Source organism: Acidovorax sp. Root267, assembly GCF_001429215.1.
GTDB lineage: Bacteria > Pseudomonadota > Gammaproteobacteria > Burkholderiales > Burkholderiaceae_C > Acidovorax > Acidovorax radicis.
The window spans coordinates 661,664-683,071 of record NZ_LMJC01000012.1; the positions used below are offsets into that span (position 1 = coordinate 661,664).

Genomic DNA, 21,408 nt, shown 5'->3' on the forward strand with positions numbered 1-21,408 from the left:
TCTTATTCGTTTCGGGAAGCTTCGCAACCTTTTTATTCCAGGTACCGGCCAGAGGGAGCCGGCCATGAAAATCGCCATCATCGGTTCCGGCATCTCCGGGCTGGCGGTCGCGCACCAGCTGCGCGGCCAGGCGGACATCACGCTGTTTGAAGCCAGCGACTACTTTGGCGGCCACACCCATACGGTGGACGTGACGTTGCCCGACGCGTCGGGCACGCCCGTCACGCATGGCGTGGACACCGGCTTCCTGGTGTTCAACGAGCGCACCTACCCCCACCTGATCCGTCTGCTGGCCGAACTGGGCGTAGAAACCGCCAAGTCCGACATGTCGTTCTCGGTGCAGGTGCCGAGTGCCCTGGGTGGCCCTGGCGGTGGCCGCGCGCTGGAATGGAGCGGCACCAACCTCAGCACGGTGTTTGCCCAGCGTTCCAACCTGGTCAATCCGCGCTTCCTGGGCATGCTGCGCGACCTGCTGCGCTTCAACAAGCTGTGCACGCGCATCGCCGAAAAGCAGGCCGAGGCCGCGCTGATGCAGCCGCTGGGCGATTTCTTGCGCGAGCACCGCTTTGGCGACGCGTTCCGCGACTGGTATTTCTTGCCCATGCTGGGCTGCATCTGGAGCTGCCCCACCGACCAGATGCTCAAGTTCCCCGTGGCCACCATGATCCGGTTCTGTCACAACCATGGCCTGATCCAGGTGAGCAACCGCCCACAGTGGTGGACGGTGTCCGGTGGTGCGCGCCACTACGTGGACAAGATCGTGGCGGGCATTGTCGACAAGCGCCTGAACACCCCCGTGCGTCGCATCGAGCGCGATGCAGCTGGTGTGCGCGTGGTGACTGCTGGCCACACAGAACACTTCGACAAGGTGGTGCTGGCCACGCATTCGGACCAGTCGCTTGCGCTGCTGGCCCAGCCGACGACGCAGGAGCGCGCCGTGCTCGGCGCCATCCGCTACCAGGCCAACCGCGCCGTGCTTCACACCGATACGTCCGTGCTGCCCGCGCGCCGCGCCGCCTGGGCTGCGTGGAACTACGAGCGCGCCCCGCAGCGCAGTCGCGAGTCGGCCAGCGTGTGCCTGCACTACCTCATCAACCAGTTGCAGCCCGTGCCCTTTGCCCAGCCCGTGGTGGTGTCGCTCAACCCGGTGCGCGACATTGCACCCGAACACGTGATCGGCAGCTACGAGTACGCGCACCCGGTGTTCGACATGGCCGCCATCCGCGCGCAGCAGCAGGTGGGCAAGCTCCAGGGACAGCAGCACACCTGGTTCTGCGGCGCCTGGACGGGCTATGGATTCCACGAAGACGGCCTCAAGTCGGGCCTGGCCGTGGCCGAGCAATTGCTGGCCGCCCTGCCAGCCCCCCTGGCGGAGGCTGCGTGAGCCTCCAACCCGCGCCCGCAGCGCCCCTCATCGGCTTCGGCCAGGTGCGCCACACGCGGCTGCGGCCTCGGCGGCACGCGTTTGCCTACCCCACGTTTTTCCTCATGCTGCCGATGCGCAGCCTGCCGGGCCTGCGCAGCGAACTGGCCGTGAACCGGCGCGGCGCCATCAGCTTTCATGATGTGGACCACGGCGACGGCCGCAGCGCCGCGCAAGGCGGGGCGCTGGCGTGGTTGGACGAGCTGCTGCGCACCGAAGGCGTCATCGACGCCACGGGCGAGGTTTGGCTGCACTGTTACCCGCGGGTGCTGGGCTACACCTTCAAGCCCGTGAGCTTCTGGTACTGCCACCGTGCCGACGGCAGCCTGCGCGCCATCGTGGTGGAGGTGAACAACACCTTTGGCGAGCGCCACTGTTACCTGCTGGATGCCCCGCGGTACGGCGTGGAGCAGCAGGCGCGCAAGGTGTTCCATGTGTCGCCGTTCTGCGAGGTGGGCGGCGGCTACCGCTTTCGCTTCATGCGCACCGAGGCCGGGGTACAGGACGCGGGCCGCACCGTGGTGCGCATCGACCACGACGACGACACCGGCCCGCTCATCCAGACCAGCGTGAGCGGCACCCTGCAGGCCGTCACACCCCAGACCTTGCGCCAGGCGCTCTGGGGCTACCCCGCCATGACGCTGGCCATCATTGCCCGCATCCACTGGCATGCGCTGCGGCTGTGGCTCAAGCGTGTGCGTTTCCACCGCAAGCCCGAGGCGCCTGCCTCCATCGTGACCCGCTGAATTCCATGACGAACGAGAACGCCGCCATGAACTCCACCACCGCCCCCCGCTCTGCCCCGACGCTGCCTGTTGGCACCCCTGCTGCGGCACGCACCGCGCTCAAGCTGCTGCAGCGGCTGCAGCACGGCCACCTCACGGTGCAGTTGCCCGATGGCACGCTGCAGCACTTCGGACAGGGCAACGGCCCCTCGGCCGCCATCACACTCAAGAACTGGAACGTGTGCAGCGCCGCGCTCCGGTCGGGCGACATCGGTTTTGCCGAGAGCTATATCGCGGGCGACTGGACCACGCCGCACCTGACCGACCTGCTCAAGCTCTTTGTCGCCAACCGCCAGCAGGTCGAAGGCGTGATCTACGGCACCTGGGTCGGGCGTCTGCTGTACCGCATCAAGCACCTGCTCAACCGCAACACGCGCAGCAACAGCCAGAAGAACATCCACGCCCATTACGACCTGGGCAACGCGTTCTACGAGCTGTGGCTGGACGACACGATGAACTACTCGTCCGCCTGGTTCGAGGGCGATGCGGGCGGCGACATGCGCACCGCGCAACATGCCAAGGTGCGCCGTGCGCTGCGCATGGCGGGTGTGCAGGCCGGTGACCGGGTGCTGGAGATTGGCTGCGGCTGGGGCGCCTTGGCCGAGATGGCGACCACTGAATTCGGCGCATCCCTCACCGGCGTCACGCTGTCCACCGAGCAGCTGGCGTTTGCGCAAAAGCGCATGGCGGCGCATGGGGTGCAAGCCAAGGCCGACCTGCGCTTGCAGGACTACCGTGACATCCACGACGGCCCCTACGACGCGATCTGCTCCATCGAAATGGTCGAGGCCGTGGGCCGCGAATACTGGCCCACCTATTTCCAGTCGGTGAACCGCCTGCTCAAGCCCGGCGGCAAGGCGTGCGTCCAGAGCATCGTCATCGACGACAGCCTGTTCGACCGCTACATCAGCTCCACGGATTTCATCCAGCAGTACATCTTCCCCGGCGGTTGCCTGCCTTGCCCCCGGGAGTTCCGCCGCGAGGCCGAGGCCGCAGGGCTGCGTGTGGTGGACGAGTTTGCGTTTGGCCAGGACTACGCCGAGACCCTCAAACGCTGGCGCGAGCGCTTCCTGGCCCAGCGCGCACAGATTCTGCAGCTGGGCTTCGATCAGCGCTTCATGCACATCTGGGAGTTCTACCTCGCCTACTGCGAAGCGGCGTTTGCGATGAGCAACATCGACCTGGTGCAGTACACGCTGGTGAAAGACTGATTGCTATGAAAAACATAGCTATTACCGCTTTTTGGATAAGCGCTGGGGCCTATTTTTATTCAAATTCTGCTCTCGCACAGGCCGTGCCGATGGCCCAGGCGGCAGAGCCAGCCACCGCCATGCCCCTGTCGGGCGTGCGCCTCTCGGGCCAGGGGGTGCTCCGGTTCCTGGGTTTCGAGATCTACCGCGCCCGCCTGTGGGTGCCGCCCGGCTTTGATGCCGACAACTACGGCGCACTACCTTTGGCACTGGAGCTGACCTACCACCGCGACTTCACGGCGGAGGCCATCGCCAGGCGCTCCCTGGAGGAGATGCGCCGCATCGGCAGCTTCACGCCCCAACAGGCCACGCGTTGGCAGCAGGCGTTGCAGGCCGCGTTGCCTGACGTGAAATCGGGCGACCGCCTGCTGGGCATTCACCAGCCCGGCGTGGGTGCGGTGTTCAAGATGGCCGGGCGTGTGGTGGGGGAGGTGCCTGACGCCGAGTTCTCACGCCTCTTCTTTGGCATCTGGCTCTCGTCCCAAACCTCCGAACCCGGTCTGCGCCAAGAGCTGCTGGCCGCCACCCGCACTGCGGGCCAACCATGAGCAATGGGCAGCCCATCCGCGCCAGCGCAGGCCTGGCCTATGGGCTGCTGGGCCTGCCCCTGGCGTTTGTGGCGCTGCCGCTGTATGTGCTGCTGCCCAACCACTACGCGCGCGAATTTGGCATGCCGCTGGCCACGCTGGGCGCTGTGCTGCCGGCCGCGCGGCTGTTCGATGCGTTCACTGACCCGCTGCTGGGCCGCCTGGCCGACCACCTGTTTGGCCGCTCGGTGCGCGCCGTGCTGGCGGTGGGCGCGGTGTCTGCGGCGGTGCTGGCACTGGGGCTGATCAGCCTGTTCTTTCCGCTGGTCCGCGGTGCCGATGCGCTCGTGGCCTGGGCGCTGGTGGCGCTGCTCATCACCTACGTCGCCTACAGCCAGCTCAGCATTGCGCACCAGTCCTGGGGTGCGCGCCTGGGTGGCGACGAGCTGCAGCGCGGCCGCATCGTGGCCTGGCGCGAAGGTGCCGCACTGGTGGGCGTGGTGCTGGCCTCGGTGCTGCCTGCGCTGCTGGGCCTGCCGGTGATGCTCAGTGTGTTTGCTGTCGCCCTGCTGCTGGGCTGGTGGTGCTGGGCGTTGGCCCCGCGCCCGGTGCTGCAGGAAGCCGGTGTGTACCGGCCGCCGCAACGCACCAGCCTGTGGCGGCCCTGGGGGCGCCCGGCCTTTCGCCGCCTGTTGGCCGTGTTCATGCTCAACGGCATTGCCAGTGCCATCCCGGCCACGCTGGTGCTGTTTTTCATCCAGGACCGCCTGCAGGCGCCGCCCGCACAGGAGCCGATGTTCCTGGCGGCGTATTTCGTCTGCGCTGCGCTCTCGATCCCGCTGTGGCTGCGGGCCGTGGCGCGATGGGGCCTGGTGCGCACCTGGCTGGCAGGCATGCTGCTGGCGATCGCCGTTTTTGTGTGGACTGCGTTTCTGGGCGCGGGTGATGTGATGCCGTTCATGGTGGTCTGCGCGCTTTCGGGCGTGGCACTGGGCACCGACCTGGCATTGCCCAGCGCCCTGCTGGCCGGCGTGATTGCGGCCGAGGGCGACAGCGGGCAGCACGAAGGCGCGTACTTTGGCTGGTGGAACTTTGCCACCAAGCTCAACCTGGCGCTGGCCGCAGGCCTGGCGCTGCCCCTGCTGGGCTGGCTGGGCTACACCCCCGGCACGCGCAGCGAAGACGGCTTGCAGACCCTGGGCCTGGCCTATGCGGTGCTGCCCTGCGTGCTCAAGCTGGCGGCAGCGGCAACGCTGTACGCCCTTTTTCTGCGGCACCCACGCGGCGCAGCGACGGCTGGAACCTGACCCCAATACACCCAAGGCACAACCCATGATGCAACGACGCCTCTTCCTTTCGGCCGCAGTGGCTGCGCCCGTGGTGCTGTCCGGCTGCGCCAATCAGAGCATTGACGGTTACGCCAGCGAAAAACCGGTGCTGGACCTGGCCCAGTATTTCAACGGCAAGATCGACGCCCACGGCATGTTTCAGGACCGCAGCGGCCAGATCGTCAAGCGCTTCACCGTGGTCATGGACTGCTCATGGAAAGGCAATGAGGGCGTGCTCGACGAAGCCTTCACCTATTCGGACGGTACCACCCAGCGCCGCATCTGGCGCCTGACCAAACACGCCGACGGCCGCTACATCGGCACCGCCGACGATGTGGTGGGCACGGCCAATGGCCAGACACGCGGCAACGCCTTCCGCTGGAACTACACGCTGGCCCTGCCCGTGGACGGCAAGGTCTACAACGTGGACCTGGACGACTGGATGTACCTCATCGACGACCGCGTGATGCTCAACCGCGCCACCATGAGCAAGTTCGGCGTGCGCCTGGGCGAGATCACTTTGTCCTTCACCAAACGCGCACCATGAGCCTCAATCCTCCCCTGCGCGACTGGCATGGCCGCCGGGCCTGGCTCATTGGGGCCAGCAGCGGTATTGGCCGGGCCACGGCGGCGGCGCTGCATGCGCGCGGTGCGCAGGTGATCGTCTCGGCGCGCAATGGCGATGCGCTGGATGCGTTTGTGGCCCAGCACCCAGGCAGCGTGGCCTTGGCCGTCGATACGGCAGAGCCCGAACAGGTGCAGGTTGCCGCCGCACAGGTGCTGGCGGGCGGTGCACCCGACATGGTGTGCTACTGCGCAGGCTACTACCGCGACATGCGCGCCACCGACTTCGACCTGGCAGAAATGCTGCGCCACGAGCAGATCAATTACAACGGCGTGCTGCAGGTGCTGGCCGGCGTATTGCCTGCGATGCTGGCGGCGGCGCAGTCTGGGCGTCCCGGGCATGTGAGCTTGATCAGCAGCGTGGCGGGTTTCAGGGGCCTGCCCAAGAGCCTGGCCTACGGGCCCACCAAGGCCGCGCTTATCAACCTGGCCGAGGCGCTGTACCTGGATCTGCACGATCTGGGCATGGGCGTGAGCGTGATCAACCCCGGCTTTGTGGCAACGCCGCTCACAGCCGGCAACGACTTCGCGATGCCCGCTCTGATCTCGCCCGAGGCGGCGGCTGCGGCCATCGTGCGGGGCTGGGAACTGGGGCATTTCGACATCCACTTCCCCAAGCGCTTCACGCGCGTGATGAAACTGCTGCGCGTGTTGCCGTATCGGTGGTACTTTCCGGCGGTTCGTCGTTTCACAGGCCTCTGATCTGTCATGCATTCACCCCGCGCGCCCCTTACTGCCGAAGACGCTGTCACCCGCGTGGTGGCGTTTTTCGAGCACCTGTCACCGGCCGATGTAGCGACCATCGGCGAGTTCTATGCGCCACAGGCGCGCTTCAAGGATCCGTTCAACGAGGTGCAGGGCGTGCCCGCCATCCAGGCCATCTTTGCCCACATGTTCGAGGCACTGGAGCAGCCGCGTTTTGTGGTCACCGGCCGCGTGGTGCAGGGCACGCAGTGTTTCCTGACCTGGGATTTTCTGTTCGCCTTCAAGGGCTTTGACAAGGGCGTGACGCAGACGGTGCGCGGCGCGTCGCACCTGGTGCTGGACGAACAAGGCCTGGTGACGCTACACCGCGACTACTGGGACGCCGCCGAAGAACTGTACGAAAAGCTGCCGGTGGTGGGCGCGCTGATGCGCTGGCTCAAGAAGCGCGCCAACAGCTGATTATTGGCCGTTGACGCATTGATCACGCCAGCGTTTTGATGCGTGGGTGCCCGGGCAGCGGCACTGCGCGCTGCAGCACGCCCTCGGCCAGCCACAGTGCACTGTTCCATGCGCGTTGCGCCACATAAGGCAGCGGCAGCTGCTGGTAGTCGTCGTTGAAGACCTCAAAGCTGTAGTCGCCCTGGTAGCCCATGCCATCGAGCGTGCGCACCAGCTCAGCCAGGGCCTGGCTGTGCACGCCTTCGCCAGGGAAAACGCGAAAGTGCCGCGCCGTGTCGATGCGCTCCTGCACGGTGCGGGTCTCCTGCCACATGAAGTCCGAAAGCTGCACCAGATAGATCTTCTCGGGGTCCACATCCGTAAGCGCCGAGAGCGGGGTGCTGGTGGCGAACTGGTGGTAAGAGTCGATGGCCAGGCCGAGGTTGGGGCAATCGGCCTGCTCGACCGCTGCCCACGCCTGGTGCACCTCGTTGATGTGCCGTCCCCACGAGAGTCCTTCAAACGCCACGCGGATGCCGTGCGGCAGCGCCAGCAGGGCCAGCTTGCGCAGGTCGCGCGCGATGGCATCGGCATCGGCGGTGGCGTGCGATGACGTGGAGCTGCAGGCCAGCAGCACGGGCGCCCCCAGGTCGCGCGCCATCAGGATCATCTGCTTGGCAATGTCCACCTTGTAGCTGTGCAGGTGGCCCGACAGGCCTTCAAAGTCGCGCAGCACCTGAAAGCCCGTCACGCGCAGGCCGCTGCTGCGCACGGCGTGCACGGCCGCCTCGATGCCTTGCGGATGGCCCACGATGTCGCGGGCGGCCAGCATGATCTGGCCAAATCCTGCGGCCTTGATGGCGGCGAGCTTGGCCTCCAGTGGGCCGGCCAGGCTGATGGTGTCCATGCCGAAGTCGGCGACGTTGCGTTGCATGGTGGATGTGCGCATGGCGGGCTCCGTGGGCGGGGGGTCAGCGGGCGTCCAGCACCAGCTCGAAGCTGGATGAGCCAGCGTCGGCGCGCGTGAGGGCGCCGCGCGTGCCGGTGTGCACGCCCGTGGGCGATTCGACAAACTCCACGCCCCGCGCGCGCAGTGCGTTCACGGCGGCCAGCACATCGGGCGTGCCAAAGGCCACGCGCTGCAGCAGTTCCTCGGGGTCGGCATCGAGTGCGTCGACCAACGGCTCAATCAGCTGCCAGTGCAGCGTGCCGCAGGGGCTGGCCAGTATGCGGCCATGCGTGAGCACGCCAAACGATTGCTCGGGGGACAGCTCGGCAAACCCAAACAGTTCGCCATAAAAATGGGTCCAGTCCTGCGCGCGGCCCAGCCCGATGTATTGCACCACGCCAAACAGGTGCAGGCCTTGCAGCGCGGGTGGGCGCGGGTTGACGGTGGGGATGGGCACAAAGTCCACGTCGTAGATCGAGAACTCCTTGTACCGGTCCACAAAGTAGATGCGGCTGGACCCTACGCCGTGGATGGCGGGGATGTTGAGTTCCATCACCTCGACCTCGGTGTGCACGGCCCAGGCGCCCAGCTCCAGCACGCGGCGGTACGCGGCGGCCGCGTTGTTCACGCGGAAGGCGATAGCGGCCAGCACCGGCGTTTCCGTGAGTGCGGGGGGGGCATGCACGCCGGTGCGTTCGTTGTCCTGGTGGGCGTTGACGATGATGTTCATGTCGCCCTGGCGGTACAGCAGCACCTCGCGCGAGCGGTGCCGCGCCACCGGCTGAAAGCCCATGCGCTCCAGCGCCTGGCCCAGCGCCTGCGGGCGGCTGGTGGCGTATTCAATGAACTCCACCCCTTGCAGGCCCAGGGGGTTGGGCAGTTCGCCCAGCGCTTCGCGGGCGGCCATCATCGGGGTGCTCATGGATTCGACTCCTTGTGATTTGCTGCAGGTGGTAGGGTTCAGCGGGCGCTGACCAGGCGGCGGAAATGCGCGTCCATGCGGGCTGCATCAGGGGCTTCGCCGGTGAACAGCTCGAAAGCGCCCACAGCCTGGCCTACGGCCATGCCACCGCCGTCCGATACCTTGCAGCCCAATGCCCGTGCGGTCTGGACCAGGGCAGTTTCGAGTGGGAAATACACCACCTCGGACACCCACATCGCTTGCCGCAGCAGCGCCGCGTCGAGGGGGAGCCCGGGCAGTTTGTCCATGCCCGTGGGTGTAGCGTGGATCAGCCCGGTGGCGTGGGCCATGGCCGCGCGGATCTCGCCGGCCTCGGCGCGCGCGCCATAGAGCGCATTCACGTCGGCGGCCAGTTGTGCGGCGCGTTCGGGTTGGGCATCGACGATGGTCAGGTGCTGCGCCCCCAGCCGCAGCACGGCATGCGCAATGGCGGCGCCCGCACCGCCCGCGCCCAGCAGCACCACGCGGCTGAGGTCGGCGCCAGGCAGTGCACGGGTAAAGCCCCAGGCCCAGCCCGATCCGTCCGTGTTGTGCCCCACCAGCTGGCCATCGCGGATGACGACCGTGTTCACGGCGCCCATGGCGCGCGCCTCTTCCGACAGGCTGTCAAGGTAGGGGATCACGGCCTGCTTGCAGGGGTAGGTCACGTTGCAGCCCGCGTAGCCCATGATGCGCGCTGCCGACAGCAGCGTGGGCAGGTGCTCCGCTGAGGAAGCCGAGCGGTCCAGGTCAATCAGCTGGTAGTGCAGGCGCATGCCGTGGTGGCGCGCCTCTTCTTCGTGCAGGGCCGGCGACAGCGACTTCTGGATGCCGGCACCGATCAGCCCGATGAGCACCTTGCGGGGGCTTGTGGAAGACATGGTGGATGCGGTGGATAACACCGGAGGATCAAGGAGCGATGTGCTCATGGGAGGAATGCGGGTGGGCGCGCTGCCGGGGTGTGGGTCACAGCGCAGCAGCGCGAGGGTTGCTGCGTTCGGGTTACTTGCCGCTGCGCAGCTTGGCCAGTGTGGCGTAGACCTCTTGCACGGTCTCGGCGCCCACCTTGTCGCTGTGCTTTTCGACCACGGGCTTGACCTTGGCGCGCAGCTTGTCCACTTCGGCCGGCGAGAACTCGTTGATCTGCATCCCCGCCTTCTTGAGGTCGTCCATGGCCACGTTGGCTTGCACACGCGACACAGCGCGCTGGAAGGTGGTGGCCTCGGCCATCGCATCGGTCACGGCCTTCTGGTCGGCGGGGTTCAGGCTGTCCCAGAACTTCTTGCTCACGATCACGGCCTGCGGGTTGTACATGTGGCGTGTGACCGTCAGGTACTTTTGCACTTCGGCGAACTTGGACGAGAGGATGGTCGAAAACGGATTTTCCTGGCCGTCCACAGCCTTTTGCTCCAGCGCCGTGTACAACTCGGGGAAAGGCATGGGCACCGCGTTGGCGCCCAGTGCGTTGAACATGTCGATGTAGATGGGCGACTGGATCACGCGGATCTTCAGGCCCGCGATGTCTTCGGCCTTGGTGATGGGCCGCTTGCTGTTGGTGAGATTGCGAAAGCCCAGTTCCCAATAGCCGAGGCCCACCAGGTTCTTTGCCTGCAGCTTGTCGAGAAGCTTTTTGCCGAAGGGGCCGTCGGTCACGGCATCGGCCTCCTGCGGCGAGGCGAACAGGAACGGGAAGTCGTAGATGCCGAATTCCTTGGCCTGGGCGGACAGGATGCCGGCGTTGAGCACCGTCATTTCCACCGTGCCGCCTTGCAGGGCTGACACGGTCTGCAGGTCACCGCCCAGCGTGCCGCCCGGGAAGAGCTTGACCGCGATGCGGCCATTGGTCTTGGCGGCCACGAGGTCGGCGAACTTCTGCGCGCCCTGGGCCTGCGGGTGGTCCTTCTGGTTCTGGAAGGCGAACTTGATGGTCCGCTCCTGGGCATGCGCCGTGGGTATCAGCGACGCTGCGATCAGGGCGGTGGCGAGCAGGGTTTTGAGCAGTTTCATGGAAATGTCTCCTTGGGTTTTAGGCGGGGCAGAAAAGCGGGAAGCGAGGGCGGGTGCACGGGGCCGTGTCAGCCGCCCAGCCAGCGCAGGGGCACGGTGACGAGCGAGGGGAACACGACCAGCAGGAACATCACCACGAACTGCGCCAGCATGAAGGGCATCACGCCGCGTGTGACCTGCCCCATCGAGATGCGCCCCACGCCTGCCACGACATTCAGTACGGTGCCCACGGGCGGCGTGATGAGGCCGATGGAGTTGTTGATGATGAACAGCACGCCGAAGTACACCGGGTCGATGCCGGCGGCCTTGACCACCGGCATCAGCACGGGCGTCATGATGAGAATGGTGGGCGTCATGTCCATGGCCGTGCCGACCACCATGACCAGCAGCATGATGGCGACCAGCAGCAGCGTGGGGTTGCCCATGAAGGGCTCCAGCATGCCGATGACCTTGGACGGCAGATCGGCCACGGTGATGAGCCAGGCCGACACCATGGCGGCAGCCACCAGGAACATGATCACGGCGCTGGTGCGCGCGGCCGCCTGGAAGATACCGACCAGCTGGCGCCAGGAGAGTTCGCGGTACACCGCCATGGAGACGATCAGCGCGTACATCGCGGCCACCACGGCAGCTTCGGTGGGTGTGAAGACCCCCATGCGAAGTCCCACGAGGATGATGATAGGCAGTCCCAGCGCCCAGGCGGCTTCGCGCAAGGCCAGCTTCAGCTCGGCGCGGGTGGCGCGTGGTGGGGGGGTGACGTTCTCTCGGCGGCCGAGCCACCACCAGGTGACTGCCAGCGAGACTGCCAGCAGCAGTCCCGGGAAGATCCCTGCGAGAAACAGCTTGCTGATGGACACATTGGCCGCCACGCCAAAGATCACGAAGCCGATGGAGGGCGGGATGATGGGGCCGATGACGCCTGCCGAGGCGATGAGGCCCGCCGAGCGCTCCTTGCTATGGCCCGCGACGATCATCATGGGCAGCAGCAGTGAGGTCAGCGCGGCAGCGTCCGCCACCGCAGAGCCCGACACCGCCGACAGGATCACCGCCGCCATGATCACCACGTAGCCGAGGCCACCCGGGATATGGCCCACCAGCGCCAGCGCGAGCTTGACGATGCGCCGGGACAGGCCGCCGACGTTCATGATCTCGCCCGCCAGCATGAAGAACGGCACGGCGAGCAGCGGGAAGCTGTCGGCACCGTTGATCACGTTCTGCGCCAGGATCTGGGCATCGAACAGGTCGAGGTGCCACATCAGTGCCACGCCGCTGAGCAACAGTGCATAGGCGATGGGAATGCCGATGGCCATGGCCAGCAGCAGGGAGCCGAGGAAGATCGCGACGGTCATGGGAGTGGTTCCGGGCTGGTTGTCGTCAGGGCTTGTTCGTGCCCGGGGTGTCGGATGCCGCTTGCGCGTCCCGCTGGATCTGCTCCAGCGCGGCAGCTTCTTCGCTCTCCTGCACCATGATCAGTTCGTGGTCGGCCAGCGGGACGAATAGCGTGCGCAGCAGGTCGCGCAGCAGGATGGCGATGGCGGAGGCGCCCATGAGCACGCCGCTGGCATAGAAGATGCCGACCGAAGCGCCGGTCACGGGGGCTTCGGTCTCCCAGTTGATGACCGTCTGCGACCAGCTGCCTGAGAGCAGCAGCCAGGACACGTAGAGCATGGCGACCTGTGCCACCACGAGGCAAATCTTCTTGCCCAACGTGGGCAGGCGGGAGACCAGGGCATCCACCCCCAGATGGCCGTGTTCGCGCAAGGCCACCACGGCGCCCATGAAGGTCAGCCACACGAACAGCCAGCGCGACAGTTCCTCGGAGATGGTGATGCCGGAATTGAACGTGTAGCGCAGCACCACATTGCCAAAAACGAGCACCACCATGATCGCCAGGCACAGGCCTGCCAGTGCATCCAGCACGCGGGTGTATCCCCGCAGTACGCGGTCGGCCAGTGCGAACATGGTGTCTCCAGTCGTTGTGGTTGAAAGCCTGGAATAATTTTGTACGAACTGGTTAGTATTTGATCTAGGTGCAAACCCTGTTCTTCGTTTGGGGGTAGCGGCTGGAGGCGCGGGCGGTCGCGGTGCTGCCGTGGATGCGGCGCAGCGGGGGTTTTTTGCGACCATCTGGCGGCACGCGCCAGGGCCGTTGGGTCAGGGCCGCAGGAAGCGCACGATCATTTCGATGATCGATTCACGGCGTTGCGCCGTGGCGGCAGGCGTGTCGAGCGAACGCTTGAAGATGGCGCCAAAGGTGTGGCGGTTGGCCACATTGAAGAAGCACAGCGCCGAGATCGACATGTGCAGGTCCACCGGGTCCACGTCGGGGCGGAAGACGCCGGCAGCCACGCCGCGCTGGTACACGTTGTGCACCGCGTGAATGACAGGAATGTTCAGCTCCTGGATGGTCGTGGAGCGGCTGATGAACTCGCCCCGGTGCATGTTTTCATTCATGACCAGGCGAATGAAATCGGGGTTGGCGAGCTGGTAGTCCACGGTGAAGCCCACCAGCGTGCGCAGCGCCTGTTCGGGGGCCAGGTCTTCGAGGTGCAGCTCCGACTCGATGCGCCGGATGCGCCGGTAGGCCTCCTCCAGCACCGCCACGTACAGACCTTCCTTGCTACCGAAATAGTAGTAAATCATGCGTTTGCTGGTGCTGGTCAGGGCCGCGATTTCGTCGATGCGTGCGCCCGCCAGGCCCTTGTCGGCAAACTCCGCCGTGGCCACCTGAAGGATGTTGGCCATGGTGCGGTCGGGATCGTTCACGCGGACCCGGTCTGCCCCGGGCGTGGTGGCCGCCTCGCGCGCAGCGCGCTGCCGGGTGGCCCGTGCTTCGCCAGCCTTCGAGGGTTTTTGAACCATTTCGTTCATAAGCTCCGTAGCATACGGCACACGAGAACCCGCCCTGCCAATGAAAGGGGCTGTAGGTGCCGCCCTGGCACCGCTGCTGGGTTCAGGACGGCGTGGTGTCCGCGAAGCTCGGGCGCAGCATCAGCTTGTCGAGCAGCTTGCCCAGGTTGGGGTATTCGCTGCGCCAGGCAATATCCGGAAAGCGGAATTCCAGCCAGCCCAAAGCGCAGCCCACGGCGATGTCGGACAGGCTCAGGTGGATGCCGCTGCAAAACGGCTTGTCACCCAGGCCTTGGCTCATCGACTTGAGGCCGTCATTCACCTTGAGCAACTGGCGGTCGATCCAGGCCTGGCTGCGTTCGCTGTCCTTGCGGTGCGCCCAGGTGGCTTCCAGCCGCGCGAGGATGGCGGCGTCCATCACGCCATCGGCCAGGGCCTCCCAGGTCTTGACCTCGGCGCGCTCGCGGCCTTGGGACGGGATCAGCTTGCCAACAGGGGAGAGGGTGTCCAGGTACTCCACGATCACGCGGGAGTCGAAGACGGCTTCGCCGCCTTCCATCACCAGGCAGGGCACTTTGCCCAATGGGTTGGAGGTGGCAATGTGGGTATCGTCTGCCCAGACGTTTTCTTGCACGAACTGGTAGTCGAGCTTTTTCTCGGCCATCACGATACGTACCTTGCGGACGTAGGGGCTGGCGGTGGCTCCGATCAATTTCATGGTGTGTCTTCCAGTGCGCGGGATAGGCTGAGCGATTCGAGTTTGATTCTATCGGCAGCTGCCCGCACGAAGCTGACGGATGCGCGGCGCCTACAATTGCGCGCCATGAGCCTGTCCACCATTACCGCCCTGTCGCCGCTTGACGGCCGTTACGCCAGCAAACTTGCCGCCCTGCGCCCGATCATGAGCGAACATGGCTACATGCACCGCCGTGTCCAGGTGGAAGTGGCCTGGTTCATCGCGCTGTCCGACGCTGGTTTTGCCGAATTCAAGCCCCTGACCACCGGCGCGCGCGCCTACCTGCTGGGCCTCATCAAGAACTTCTCCGAGGCTGACGCCGCCGCCATCAAAGAGATCGAAAAAACAACAAACCACGACGTGAAGGCCGTGGAGTACTGGATCAAGAGCAAGTTCGAAGCGCGCCCCGAGCTGGAAAAAGCCTCCGAATTTGTGCACTTTGCCTGCACCAGCGAAGACATCAACAACACCAGCCACGCGCTGCAGCTGCGCTCGGGCCGCGATCAGGTCGTGCTGCCGGGCCTGGACCGCATCGTGCTCAAGCTGCGCGAAATGGCGCACGCCTATGCCGATGTGCCCATGTTGAGCCGCACCCACGGCCAGACCGCCAGCCCGACCACCGTGGGCAAGGAAATGGCCAACGTGGTCATGCGCCTGCAGACGGCCTGCGAGCGTGTGGCCGCCGTCAAGATCATGGGCAAGATGAATGGCGCTGTGGGCAACTACAACGCCCACCTGTCCGCCTGGCCCGATTTCGACTGGGAAGCCTTCAGCAAGAAGGTCATCGAAACCCCCGAGCCGCTGGGCCTGGGCCTGACCTTTCAGCCGTATTCCATCCAGATCGAGCCACACGACTACATGGCCGAGCTGTTCGATGCCGTGGCCCGCGCCAACACCATCCTCATCGACCTGTCGCGCGACATCTGGGGTTATGTGAGCCTGGGCTACTTCAAGCAGCGCCTGAAGGCCGGGGAGATTGGTTCCAGCACCATGCCGCACAAGGTCAACCCGATCGACTTCGAGAACGCCGAAGGCAACCTGGGGCTGGCCAACGCGCTGCTCAAGCACCTGTCTGAAAAGCTGCCGATCAGCCGCTGGCAGCGTGACCTGACCGACAGCACCGTGCTGCGCAACATGGGCGTGGCGCTGGGGTACGCGGCGCTGGCCTATGCCTCGCTGTTGACTGGCCTGAACAAGCTGGAGTTGAATGAAGAAGCGCTGGCCGAAGACCTGGACGCTTCGTGGGAAGTTCTGGCCGAGCCCATCCAGACGGTGATGCGCCGCTTTGGTGTGCAGGGTGCTTACGAAAAGCTCAAGGAAGTGACGCGCGGCAAGACCGTGACGGCCGAGGCCCTGCACGGCCTGATCCACTCGCTGGAAATCCCCCAGGCCGAAAAGGACCGGCTGCTGGCGATGACACCGGGCAGCTACGTTGGCAAGGCGGCCGAGTTGGCGCGCCGGGTCTGACCGCAGATTTTCCAGCCTTTTTGGCCTCCAGCGCTTGTCTATCAAGCGCTGGCAGCTATCTATTTAGTAGTGAGGCTGCATGGCCATCAAATCCACCATTTTCAAGGCGAACCTCCAGATCGCCGACATCGACCATGGCTACTACGCCGACCATGCGCTCACGCTGGCGCGCCATCCGAGCGAGACGGACGAGCGCATGATGGTCCGGCTGGCCGCTTTGGCCATTGCCGCGCACCAGCTCAACGACCTGTGCAATGGCGACGCCACGCTGGCGTTTGGCGCCGGCCTGTCGGACCCCGATGACCCGGATGCCTCGCTGACCGACTTCACGGGCCGCAAGCGCGTCTGGATCGAGGTGGGCCAGCCGGAAGACAAGCCCCTCACCAAGGCCTGCAGCAAGGCCGATTCCGTGATCGTCTACTGCTTCAACCACGCCGCCGAAATCTGGTGGAAGGGCATCGAGACCAAGCTCTCGCGGCTGGAAAAGCTGCAGGTGTGGCGCATTCCCACCGAAGCATCCCAGGCGCTGGCGCAGTTGGCCGAGCGCAGCATGCAGCTGCAGGCCACTGTGCAGGAGGGGGCGATCACCCTGAGCAGCACGCAGGGCAGCGTGCATGTGGAGCCCGTGCGCTGGAAGTGACTGAAATACTGGTAAAAATAGCCTCTGGCGCTTGATAGGTAAGCGCTAGCAGCTATTAATTTAGTAGTCGCTGATTCAATCCCGTGGCATGAGCGTGCCACATTGCCAGCACTGCTCGAATCCGCCTTCGACCGTCTCCCCACACTGGCATGCCCAGCGGCGCTGAGGCAAATCCTGGAGCTCCTGCAGCAAAGTACGCGCACGGGCAGCGTGTTCGTCATAGTCCAGCCAGATTTCGGGCAGGCACTGGTCAGGCGGCAGGTGCCCCGCTGCAGCGCCCAGATACTGGCGCTGCACGGAGGCCGCCATGCCCGCTTCGCACAACAGGTCCGCCCACAGCGTGGCGATGGCGATGTTCGGGGCTTGGGTGAGGCGCAGCATGGGCCCACCATAGCGGTTTGAACGCCCGGCGTACAGCCCTTGCGCGCTCGCAGGTGGGTGTGTGGTACAGGAGGTGAGCGAAAGAAACCGGCTATGCCGCGTCGGCTGGCACCGGCGCCGCCTTCGAGACCCCTTCGGCCGCCCTTTCCGCATACCGATTGAACCGCCACGCGGAGTGCTCCAGGGTGATGCGCCGCCACACCGTGCGCTTCTCGACCGGGCTCATCGCGGGCCAGAACTGGACTTCGCCAAACGTGCGCCCACACCCCTTGCACAGGTCGTCACCCTGGCTGGTGGAGCAGATGGCGATACAGGGCGTGTCGGGCGTGGTGCCATACCAGCCCTGCCAAGCGGCCATGGCCTCGGGGGGCAGGCGGTCCTCGTCCACCTCGTCTTCACGCCGGTACACCATGTGCGCATAGACCTCTCCCAGCGCACGGATCTCTGGCGCCAGGGAAATTCCGTCGGGCGAAGGCGCCCGGCTGCGCCAGTGGTTGATGGCGGCTTCGATGTCGGTGATGTGGATGGCGGCCATGGGCGATTGCGTGGAGAACCTGTTCAAAATCTCTCAAACTCTTCGGGCAAGGTACTTGCGCGACCCGGGGAGGATCTTGAACCGGTTCTCAGGGGGCTGGATCATAGCCGCGCGGGCAAGGGCACCCTGGCAAAGGTGTTATGCGATAGCAGCGTTGCCGTCCTTCGTGCCCGCCAGCGCCCTTGTGTAAGCAATAACCACAATCGCACCGCACTTGCGCGACCGTGCTGGCGATGTTCCAATCAACGCTTCGAAGGGGAGTAGCTCCCGACTTGCATTCCGGCATTGCCAGGCTCTGGCGCGCGGGGGCGCGAGGCATCGGAACCGTCGTCAATACGAAGCGAAGCATCGCTTCCGGCGGTCCGGGTTCAGCGCATACCGCAAGGGGCGCCGGGCTGAGCAAGACCTTTGATGGGCCCGCTGGGGCTGATCAAGGCTGTCCTTTCGCATTCATGCCCGCCAGGGCAGTCCTTGATCATCCGGCCGCAGGTCCTCTATCCCTTGGGCGGAGTCGGCGCTACAGTGGCGGCGAGCTCCCCCTTCGCGCGTATTGATACTGAGGAATTTATGGAATTTTTGGCTTCGCCCGAATTTTGGCTCGCACTCGGCCAGATCATCATCATTGACATCTTGCTGGGCGGCGACAACGCGGTGGTCATCGCGCTGGCCTGCCGCAAGCTGCCCCCCGCCCAGCGGACCAAGGGCATTATCTGGGGTACCGCAGGGGCCATCGTTCTGCGTGTGATCCTCATCGCCTTTGCCATGACCCTGCTGGCGCTGCCGTTCCTCAAGTTCGTGGGGGCGCTGCTGCTGGTGTGGATTGGCGTCAAGTTGCTGGCTCCCGACGAAGACGGCCATGGCGACGTGCAGGGCAGCGACAAGCTGCTGGCGGCCATCAAGACCATCATCGTGGCCGACCTGGTGATGAGCGTGGACAACGTGATTGCCATTGCAGGCGCTGCGCAGAATGCGGGCGAACATTCCTTCCTGCTGGTCGTGCTGGGCCTGCTGATCTCCATCCCGATCATCGTCTGGGGCAGCCAGCTGGTCATCAAGCTCATGGAACGTTTCCCGATGATCATCACGCTCGGCGGCATGCTGCTGGGCTGGATTGCTGGCGGCATGCTGGTGACGGACCCCGCTTTCTCCAACCCCGACAAGTGGCAGTGGATGCTCAAGCTGCCACAGACCGATGTAGTCAAGTACGGCGCCAGCGTGGCGGGCGCCCTGCTGGTTCTGCTGGCTGGCAAGTTCATTGTTGCGCGGCGTGCGGCGGCAGCGCCTGCCGAGCAGCAAGGCTAAAGGGCGGGCAATCTGAATCGACTTGGAAAAGGGGGCCTTCAGCCCCCTTTTTTCCTTGGTCTTCAACAGGAGGCAGTATGGATAGAGTCATCGTGTATGTAGACGACGCGGCTTATGCGCAGCAGGTGCTCGCCCCTTTGTTCGCGCGCGGCGCAGCTGCTGGAACACAATGGGTGCTGGTCGCCTGCGCGCCCCGGATGACCCACCGCATCAGCAAATGGGTGAGCCACAGCGCGCGTGAGAACTGGCGCGCCAAGTGGGCGGACAAGCTGTTTGCCCAGATGCTTCCCGGGCTGCGGGTGCCGACGGACAGAGTGACCACCGTGCTGGCCAAGGGGCCGCTGGCGGAACTGACGGACCAGTTGCAAGCGGCGGGAACCTCCGCAGCCCAAGTGGTAGATGCGCGGCGGCCGAAGATGGATACGGCAGAAGAGTCGACACGTCAGGACAAGCGGTGGTCGCCCCCGCCCGGAACGCTGCTGGGCAGCCTGCTTACCGGTTTTGGTGCGCTGTGGGTGCTGGCTCTCGAATAGATCACCCTCGGCTGGGGCCGGATTCTGGAGATTCAAAACCAGCCTCGCGAATTTCCTTGCTCCACCGAGCCAGTGCTATTCTCAGCCCATGAAACTCATCCTGAAATGGTTGCTCAGCGCCGCATCGCTGCTGTTTGTGGCCTATGTCTACAGCGGTGTCGAAGTACAAAGCTTTACCTCCGCGCTGATCGCTGCCTTTGTCATTGGCCTGTTCAATGTGGTGCTGCGGCCAGTGTTGGTGGTGCTGACGCTGCCGGTCACCATCGTCACCGTCGGTCTTTTTCTCTTCGTCATCAACGCGCTGATGTTCTGGGCCGCCGCCAGCGTGCTGGAGGGGTTCCACGTCAATGGCTTTGGTGCGGCGCTGCTCGGATCTCTGATCTATTCGCTGCTGGGTGTGCTGATTGAATCAGCGCTCGGCGGCCTGTTCGCGAAGAAGTGACTCCACTGCGCGCAGCCGGGTATCGATGATGGATGCCTCGATGTGGTCCACCTGGGTACCTCCTCGCCGCGCCAGATCCTGGCCTGCCTTGAAGCGGTCTACAGCGGCTGCATAGTCGTAGCGGGCTGCGTGTGCCTCCGCTTCAGCACGCACCGCGCGCAGTGCTTGGCCTTGGGCCTGCCAGGTGGACGCCAAAAGCTGCCACACCGTGGCGTCCCGAGGGTGTGTGGCGACCCAGGTCTGCAGGGCACCGGTGCCCTCAGCGGCATGTCCAGCGCGCAGCAGGGCCTGTGAGCGTAAAACCAGTTCAGGGCGTCGATGGGTGCTGCTGCTCGTATCCGTCGCCAGGATGCTCACAGCGGCAGCGGCGTCGCCTGCGGCCAGTTCAATCTCCGTTGCCAGCAACTTTGCCAACCGTTGGGCTGGGGCATCATTGCGAACCAGCTCCTCCAGTTTCTTCGCGGCGGTGCGCGCGCCCGCAGCATCCCGCAGCTGATTGCTGCCCAGCGCCGCCGCGTACAGCACCGCCGCACGCCTGGGGGCGGGTTGGGCCGCAAAGCCGGAGCTTTGCGGCTCGGCAATCCACTGGCGCAGGGTATCCACCCCAGGATTGGCCAATACCCTGGCACGTGCTGCGACCATGGCATGTTCTAACGTCGATGGCATAGCTGAAGCGGGTAGCTCCCCGGGAGGAATGCGCGAGTGCATGTCTGCCATGCGCTCGGTGGTCAACGGATGGCTGCGCAGATACGGCCACGAGCCGTTGTCGTTGAGCCGGTTGGCCTGCTGGAGCTTGTCGAACATGCTCACAAAGCCATGCGGAGCGAACCCGGCGGGGGCCATCAGGCCATAACCAATGCGGTCCGCCTCACGTTCCATGTCGCGCGAGAAATTGAGCTGATTCTGCATGGCGAGAGCCTGCCCCCCCACCACCAACGCCTGCGTGGCACCTGGGTTCTTGCTGGCCGCCAGGGCACCCAGAATCATCGCTCCCAGCAGTAAGGGCGTTTGCTTGCTCTGCTGCGTGATCAGGCGCGAGATGTGGCGCTGCGTGACGTGGCTGAGTTCATGGGCCAGCACCGAGGCGAGTTCGTCACGGGTGGTGACAACCCCGATCAGGCCCAGATGCACGCCCAGATATCCGCCAGGCAATGCGAACGCATTTACCGTTCGGTCGCGACCAAGGAGAATCTCCCAGGCGAAGCGTTCGTCCAACTCCGGGGATAATTCTCCGCGTGCTTTTGCAGCCGCCAACAGCGGACGCCAGATGCCTTGCACATAGTCTGCGATGACGGGATCATCGATATAGTCAGGGTCTCTGTAGAGTTCACGGATGATGCGGTCGCCCAGGCGGCGCTCGGCGCTGGTGGTGAGGTCGCTGGGGTCGCCGAGGGTGGGGAGGGCGGTCTGGGCAATTGCCACCGGCGCGTACAACGCCACATTTGCTGCAAAAAATATAGCTGCTACCGCTTTGTGGATAAGCGCTGAAGGCCATTTTGGCTGAAATATTCGCACGAAGGTCCTTTGTCCACCCTTAGAGCTATGC

The 21,408-nt window shown here is 65.0% G+C and carries 24 protein-coding genes; 13 read left to right on the plus strand and 11 right to left on the minus strand.

Annotated elements, in window-relative coordinates; genetic code table 11:
• The first annotated feature begins 64 nt into the window (after window positions 1–64).
• The 8 genes from ASE39_RS12460 (at window position 65) to ASE39_RS12495 (ending at window position 7,101) form a co-directional block, all read left to right on the plus strand.
• Complete coding sequence (locus tag ASE39_RS12460; RefSeq protein WP_057271318.1) at window positions 65–1,384, plus strand: FAD-dependent oxidoreductase; 1,320 nt, start codon at window positions 65–67, stop codon at window positions 1,382–1,384.
• Complete coding sequence (locus ASE39_RS12465; protein ID WP_057271319.1) at window positions 1,381–2,169, plus strand: DUF1365 domain-containing protein; 789 nt, start codon at window positions 1,381–1,383, stop codon at window positions 2,167–2,169. The genes ASE39_RS12460 and ASE39_RS12465 overlap by 4 nt, the downstream gene beginning before the upstream one ends.
• 26 nt (window positions 2,170–2,195) lie before the next feature.
• A complete protein-coding gene (locus tag ASE39_RS12470; protein WP_057271473.1) occupies window positions 2,196–3,419 on the plus strand; it encodes a cyclopropane-fatty-acyl-phospholipid synthase family protein in 1,224 nt (407 codons plus the stop codon).
• 89 nt (window positions 3,420–3,508) lie between these two features.
• Complete coding sequence (locus ASE39_RS12475) at window positions 3,509–4,006, plus strand: chalcone isomerase family protein (protein WP_010464575.1); 498 nt, start codon at window positions 3,509–3,511, stop codon at window positions 4,004–4,006.
• Entirely contained in the window at window positions 4,003–5,292 is a 1,290-nt protein-coding gene (locus ASE39_RS12480) for an MFS transporter (protein WP_057271320.1), read from the plus strand. The genes ASE39_RS12475 and ASE39_RS12480 overlap by 4 nt, the downstream gene beginning before the upstream one ends.
• A 25-nt stretch (window positions 5,293–5,317) precedes the next feature.
• The gene (locus tag ASE39_RS12485; RefSeq protein ID WP_057271321.1) at window positions 5,318–5,860 is read left to right on the plus strand and encodes a DUF3833 domain-containing protein; all 543 of its coding nucleotides are present in this window, start codon (window positions 5,318–5,320) and stop codon (window positions 5,858–5,860) included.
• Window positions 5,857–6,639 carry an SDR family NAD(P)-dependent oxidoreductase gene (locus ASE39_RS12490; protein WP_057271322.1) on the plus strand — a complete coding sequence of 261 codons (783 nt, stop codon included), beginning with the start codon at window positions 5,857–5,859 and terminating at the stop codon, window positions 6,637–6,639. Before ASE39_RS12485 ends, ASE39_RS12490 begins: the two co-directional genes overlap by 4 nt.
• A gap of 6 nt (window positions 6,640–6,645) precedes the next feature.
• The gene (locus tag ASE39_RS12495) at window positions 6,646–7,101 is read left to right on the plus strand and encodes a nuclear transport factor 2 family protein (RefSeq protein ID WP_057227522.1); all 456 of its coding nucleotides are present in this window, start codon (window positions 6,646–6,648) and stop codon (window positions 7,099–7,101) included.
• Between the two features lie 22 nt (window positions 7,102–7,123).
• On the opposite strand, the gene ASE39_RS12500 is transcribed toward ASE39_RS12495, so the two are convergent.
• The 8 genes from ASE39_RS12500 to ASE39_RS12535 all read right to left on the minus strand — a co-directional run bounded on the left by ASE39_RS12500 (window position 7,124) and on the right by ASE39_RS12535 (window position 14,544).
• Complete coding sequence (locus ASE39_RS12500; protein ID WP_057271323.1) at window positions 7,124–8,029, minus strand: sugar phosphate isomerase/epimerase family protein; 906 nt, start codon at window positions 8,027–8,029, stop codon at window positions 7,124–7,126.
• A gap of 22 nt (window positions 8,030–8,051) precedes the next feature.
• Window positions 8,052–8,951 (minus strand): VOC family protein, encoded by a 900-nt coding sequence (locus tag ASE39_RS12505; RefSeq protein WP_057271324.1) that lies wholly within the window; start codon window positions 8,949–8,951, stop codon window positions 8,052–8,054.
• Window positions 8,952–8,989: 38 nt separating this feature from the next.
• Window positions 8,990–9,850, minus strand: coding sequence for a shikimate dehydrogenase (locus tag ASE39_RS12510; protein ID WP_057271325.1), 861 nt, complete (start codon window positions 9,848–9,850; stop codon window positions 8,990–8,992).
• Window positions 9,851–9,971: 121 nt separating this feature from the next.
• Window positions 9,972–10,976 (minus strand): TRAP transporter substrate-binding protein, encoded by a 1,005-nt coding sequence (locus ASE39_RS12515; protein WP_057271326.1) that lies wholly within the window; start codon window positions 10,974–10,976, stop codon window positions 9,972–9,974.
• A gap of 68 nt (window positions 10,977–11,044) precedes the next feature.
• Entirely contained in the window at window positions 11,045–12,325 is a 1,281-nt protein-coding gene (locus ASE39_RS12520) for a TRAP transporter large permease subunit (RefSeq protein WP_010464558.1), read from the minus strand.
• Window positions 12,326–12,350: 25 nt separating this feature from the next.
• On the minus strand, window positions 12,351–12,938 hold the full coding sequence (locus tag ASE39_RS12525) for a TRAP transporter small permease (RefSeq protein WP_010464556.1): 588 nt from the start codon (window positions 12,936–12,938) through the stop codon (window positions 12,351–12,353).
• Window positions 12,939–13,130: 192 nt separating this feature from the next.
• Complete coding sequence (locus tag ASE39_RS12530) at window positions 13,131–13,847, minus strand: TetR/AcrR family transcriptional regulator (RefSeq protein WP_010464554.1); 717 nt, start codon at window positions 13,845–13,847, stop codon at window positions 13,131–13,133.
• Window positions 13,848–13,929: 82 nt separating this feature from the next.
• Window positions 13,930–14,544: a glutathione S-transferase N-terminal domain-containing protein gene (locus ASE39_RS12535; RefSeq protein WP_057271327.1), complete on the minus strand. Its 615-nt coding sequence runs from the start codon at window positions 14,542–14,544 to the stop codon at window positions 13,930–13,932.
• Between the two features lie 105 nt (window positions 14,545–14,649).
• Here ASE39_RS12535 and purB point away from each other — a divergent pair, with 105 nt between their 5' ends.
• Both purB and ASE39_RS12545 read left to right on the plus strand, forming a co-directional pair.
• Window positions 14,650–16,029 (plus strand): adenylosuccinate lyase, encoded by a 1,380-nt coding sequence (purB, locus tag ASE39_RS12540; RefSeq protein WP_057271328.1) that lies wholly within the window; start codon window positions 14,650–14,652, stop codon window positions 16,027–16,029.
• Between the two features lie 79 nt (window positions 16,030–16,108).
• Window positions 16,109–16,669, plus strand: a complete 561-nt coding sequence (locus ASE39_RS12545) for a YaeQ family protein (RefSeq protein ID WP_010464548.1) — start codon at window positions 16,109–16,111, stop codon at window positions 16,667–16,669.
• Window positions 16,670–16,744: 75 nt separating this feature from the next.
• On the opposite strand, the gene ASE39_RS12550 is transcribed toward ASE39_RS12545, so the two are convergent.
• Together ASE39_RS12550 and ASE39_RS12555 are read right to left on the minus strand one after the other, a co-directional pair.
• On the minus strand, window positions 16,745–17,050 hold the full coding sequence (locus ASE39_RS12550; RefSeq protein ID WP_010464546.1) for a DUF2007 domain-containing protein: 306 nt from the start codon (window positions 17,048–17,050) through the stop codon (window positions 16,745–16,747).
• 91 nt (window positions 17,051–17,141) lie between these two features.
• Window positions 17,142–17,585 (minus strand): DUF3717 domain-containing protein, encoded by a 444-nt coding sequence (locus ASE39_RS12555; RefSeq protein ID WP_010464543.1) that lies wholly within the window; start codon window positions 17,583–17,585, stop codon window positions 17,142–17,144.
• A 567-nt stretch (window positions 17,586–18,152) separates the two neighbouring features.
• On the opposite strand from ASE39_RS12555, the gene ASE39_RS12565 reads away from it, so the two are divergent.
• The 3 genes from ASE39_RS12565 (at window position 18,153) to ASE39_RS12575 (ending at window position 19,862) form a co-directional block, all read left to right on the plus strand.
• Complete coding sequence (locus ASE39_RS12565) at window positions 18,153–18,887, plus strand: TerC family protein (protein ID WP_010464541.1); 735 nt, start codon at window positions 18,153–18,155, stop codon at window positions 18,885–18,887.
• A gap of 77 nt (window positions 18,888–18,964) precedes the next feature.
• Entirely contained in the window at window positions 18,965–19,420 is a 456-nt protein-coding gene (locus tag ASE39_RS12570) for a hypothetical protein (protein ID WP_057271330.1), read from the plus strand.
• An 88-nt stretch (window positions 19,421–19,508) separates the two neighbouring features.
• Window positions 19,509–19,862 (plus strand): phage holin family protein, encoded by a 354-nt coding sequence (locus ASE39_RS12575; RefSeq protein WP_010464537.1) that lies wholly within the window; start codon window positions 19,509–19,511, stop codon window positions 19,860–19,862.
• Here the strand turns inward: ASE39_RS12575 and ASE39_RS12580 are convergent.
• Entirely contained in the window at window positions 19,830–21,296 is a 1,467-nt protein-coding gene (locus tag ASE39_RS12580; RefSeq protein WP_242421430.1) for a M48 family metalloprotease, read from the minus strand. The genes ASE39_RS12575 and ASE39_RS12580 overlap by 33 nt on opposite strands.
• Window positions 21,297–21,408: the final 112 nt, after the last annotated feature.

Coding starts and splice junctions, on each gene's coding strand:
- ASE39_RS12565 (WP_010464541.1), top strand. CDS start 18,153: ATGGAATTTTTGGCTTCGCCCGAATTTTGGCTCGCACTCGGCCAGATC.
- ASE39_RS12495 (WP_057227522.1), top strand. CDS start 6,646: ATGCATTCACCCCGCGCGCCCCTTACTGCCGAAGACGCTGTCACCCGC.
- ASE39_RS12555 (WP_010464543.1), bottom strand. CDS start 17,585: ATGGCCGCCATCCACATCACCGACATCGAAGCCGCCATCAACCACTGG.
- ASE39_RS12535 (WP_057271327.1), bottom strand. CDS start 14,544: ATGAAATTGATCGGAGCCACCGCCAGCCCCTACGTCCGCAAGGTACGT.
- ASE39_RS12460 (WP_057271318.1), top strand. CDS start 65: ATGAAAATCGCCATCATCGGTTCCGGCATCTCCGGGCTGGCGGTCGCG.
- ASE39_RS12500 (WP_057271323.1), bottom strand. CDS start 8,029: ATGCGCACATCCACCATGCAACGCAACGTCGCCGACTTCGGCATGGAC.
- ASE39_RS12480 (WP_057271320.1), top strand. CDS start 4,003: ATGAGCAATGGGCAGCCCATCCGCGCCAGCGCAGGCCTGGCCTATGGG.
- ASE39_RS12485 (WP_057271321.1), top strand. CDS start 5,318: ATGATGCAACGACGCCTCTTCCTTTCGGCCGCAGTGGCTGCGCCCGTG.
- ASE39_RS12490 (WP_057271322.1), top strand. CDS start 5,857: ATGAGCCTCAATCCTCCCCTGCGCGACTGGCATGGCCGCCGGGCCTGG.
- ASE39_RS12515 (WP_057271326.1), bottom strand. CDS start 10,976: ATGAAACTGCTCAAAACCCTGCTCGCCACCGCCCTGATCGCAGCGTCG.
- purB (WP_057271328.1), top strand. CDS start 14,650: ATGAGCCTGTCCACCATTACCGCCCTGTCGCCGCTTGACGGCCGTTAC.
- ASE39_RS12505 (WP_057271324.1), bottom strand. CDS start 8,951: ATGAGCACCCCGATGATGGCCGCCCGCGAAGCGCTGGGCGAACTGCCC.
- ASE39_RS12575 (WP_010464537.1), top strand. CDS start 19,509: ATGAAACTCATCCTGAAATGGTTGCTCAGCGCCGCATCGCTGCTGTTT.
- ASE39_RS12525 (WP_010464556.1), bottom strand. CDS start 12,938: ATGTTCGCACTGGCCGACCGCGTACTGCGGGGATACACCCGCGTGCTG.
- ASE39_RS12530 (WP_010464554.1), bottom strand. CDS start 13,847: ATGAACGAAATGGTTCAAAAACCCTCGAAGGCTGGCGAAGCACGGGCC.
- ASE39_RS12545 (WP_010464548.1), top strand. CDS start 16,109: ATGGCCATCAAATCCACCATTTTCAAGGCGAACCTCCAGATCGCCGAC.
- ASE39_RS12510 (WP_057271325.1), bottom strand. CDS start 9,850: ATGTCTTCCACAAGCCCCCGCAAGGTGCTCATCGGGCTGATCGGTGCC.
- ASE39_RS12475 (WP_010464575.1), top strand. CDS start 3,509: ATGGCCCAGGCGGCAGAGCCAGCCACCGCCATGCCCCTGTCGGGCGTG.
- ASE39_RS12470 (WP_057271473.1), top strand. CDS start 2,196: ATGAACTCCACCACCGCCCCCCGCTCTGCCCCGACGCTGCCTGTTGGC.
- ASE39_RS12520 (WP_010464558.1), bottom strand. CDS start 12,325: ATGACCGTCGCGATCTTCCTCGGCTCCCTGCTGCTGGCCATGGCCATC.
- ASE39_RS12550 (WP_010464546.1), bottom strand. CDS start 17,050: ATGCTGCGCCTCACCCAAGCCCCGAACATCGCCATCGCCACGCTGTGG.
- ASE39_RS12570 (WP_057271330.1), top strand. CDS start 18,965: ATGGATAGAGTCATCGTGTATGTAGACGACGCGGCTTATGCGCAGCAG.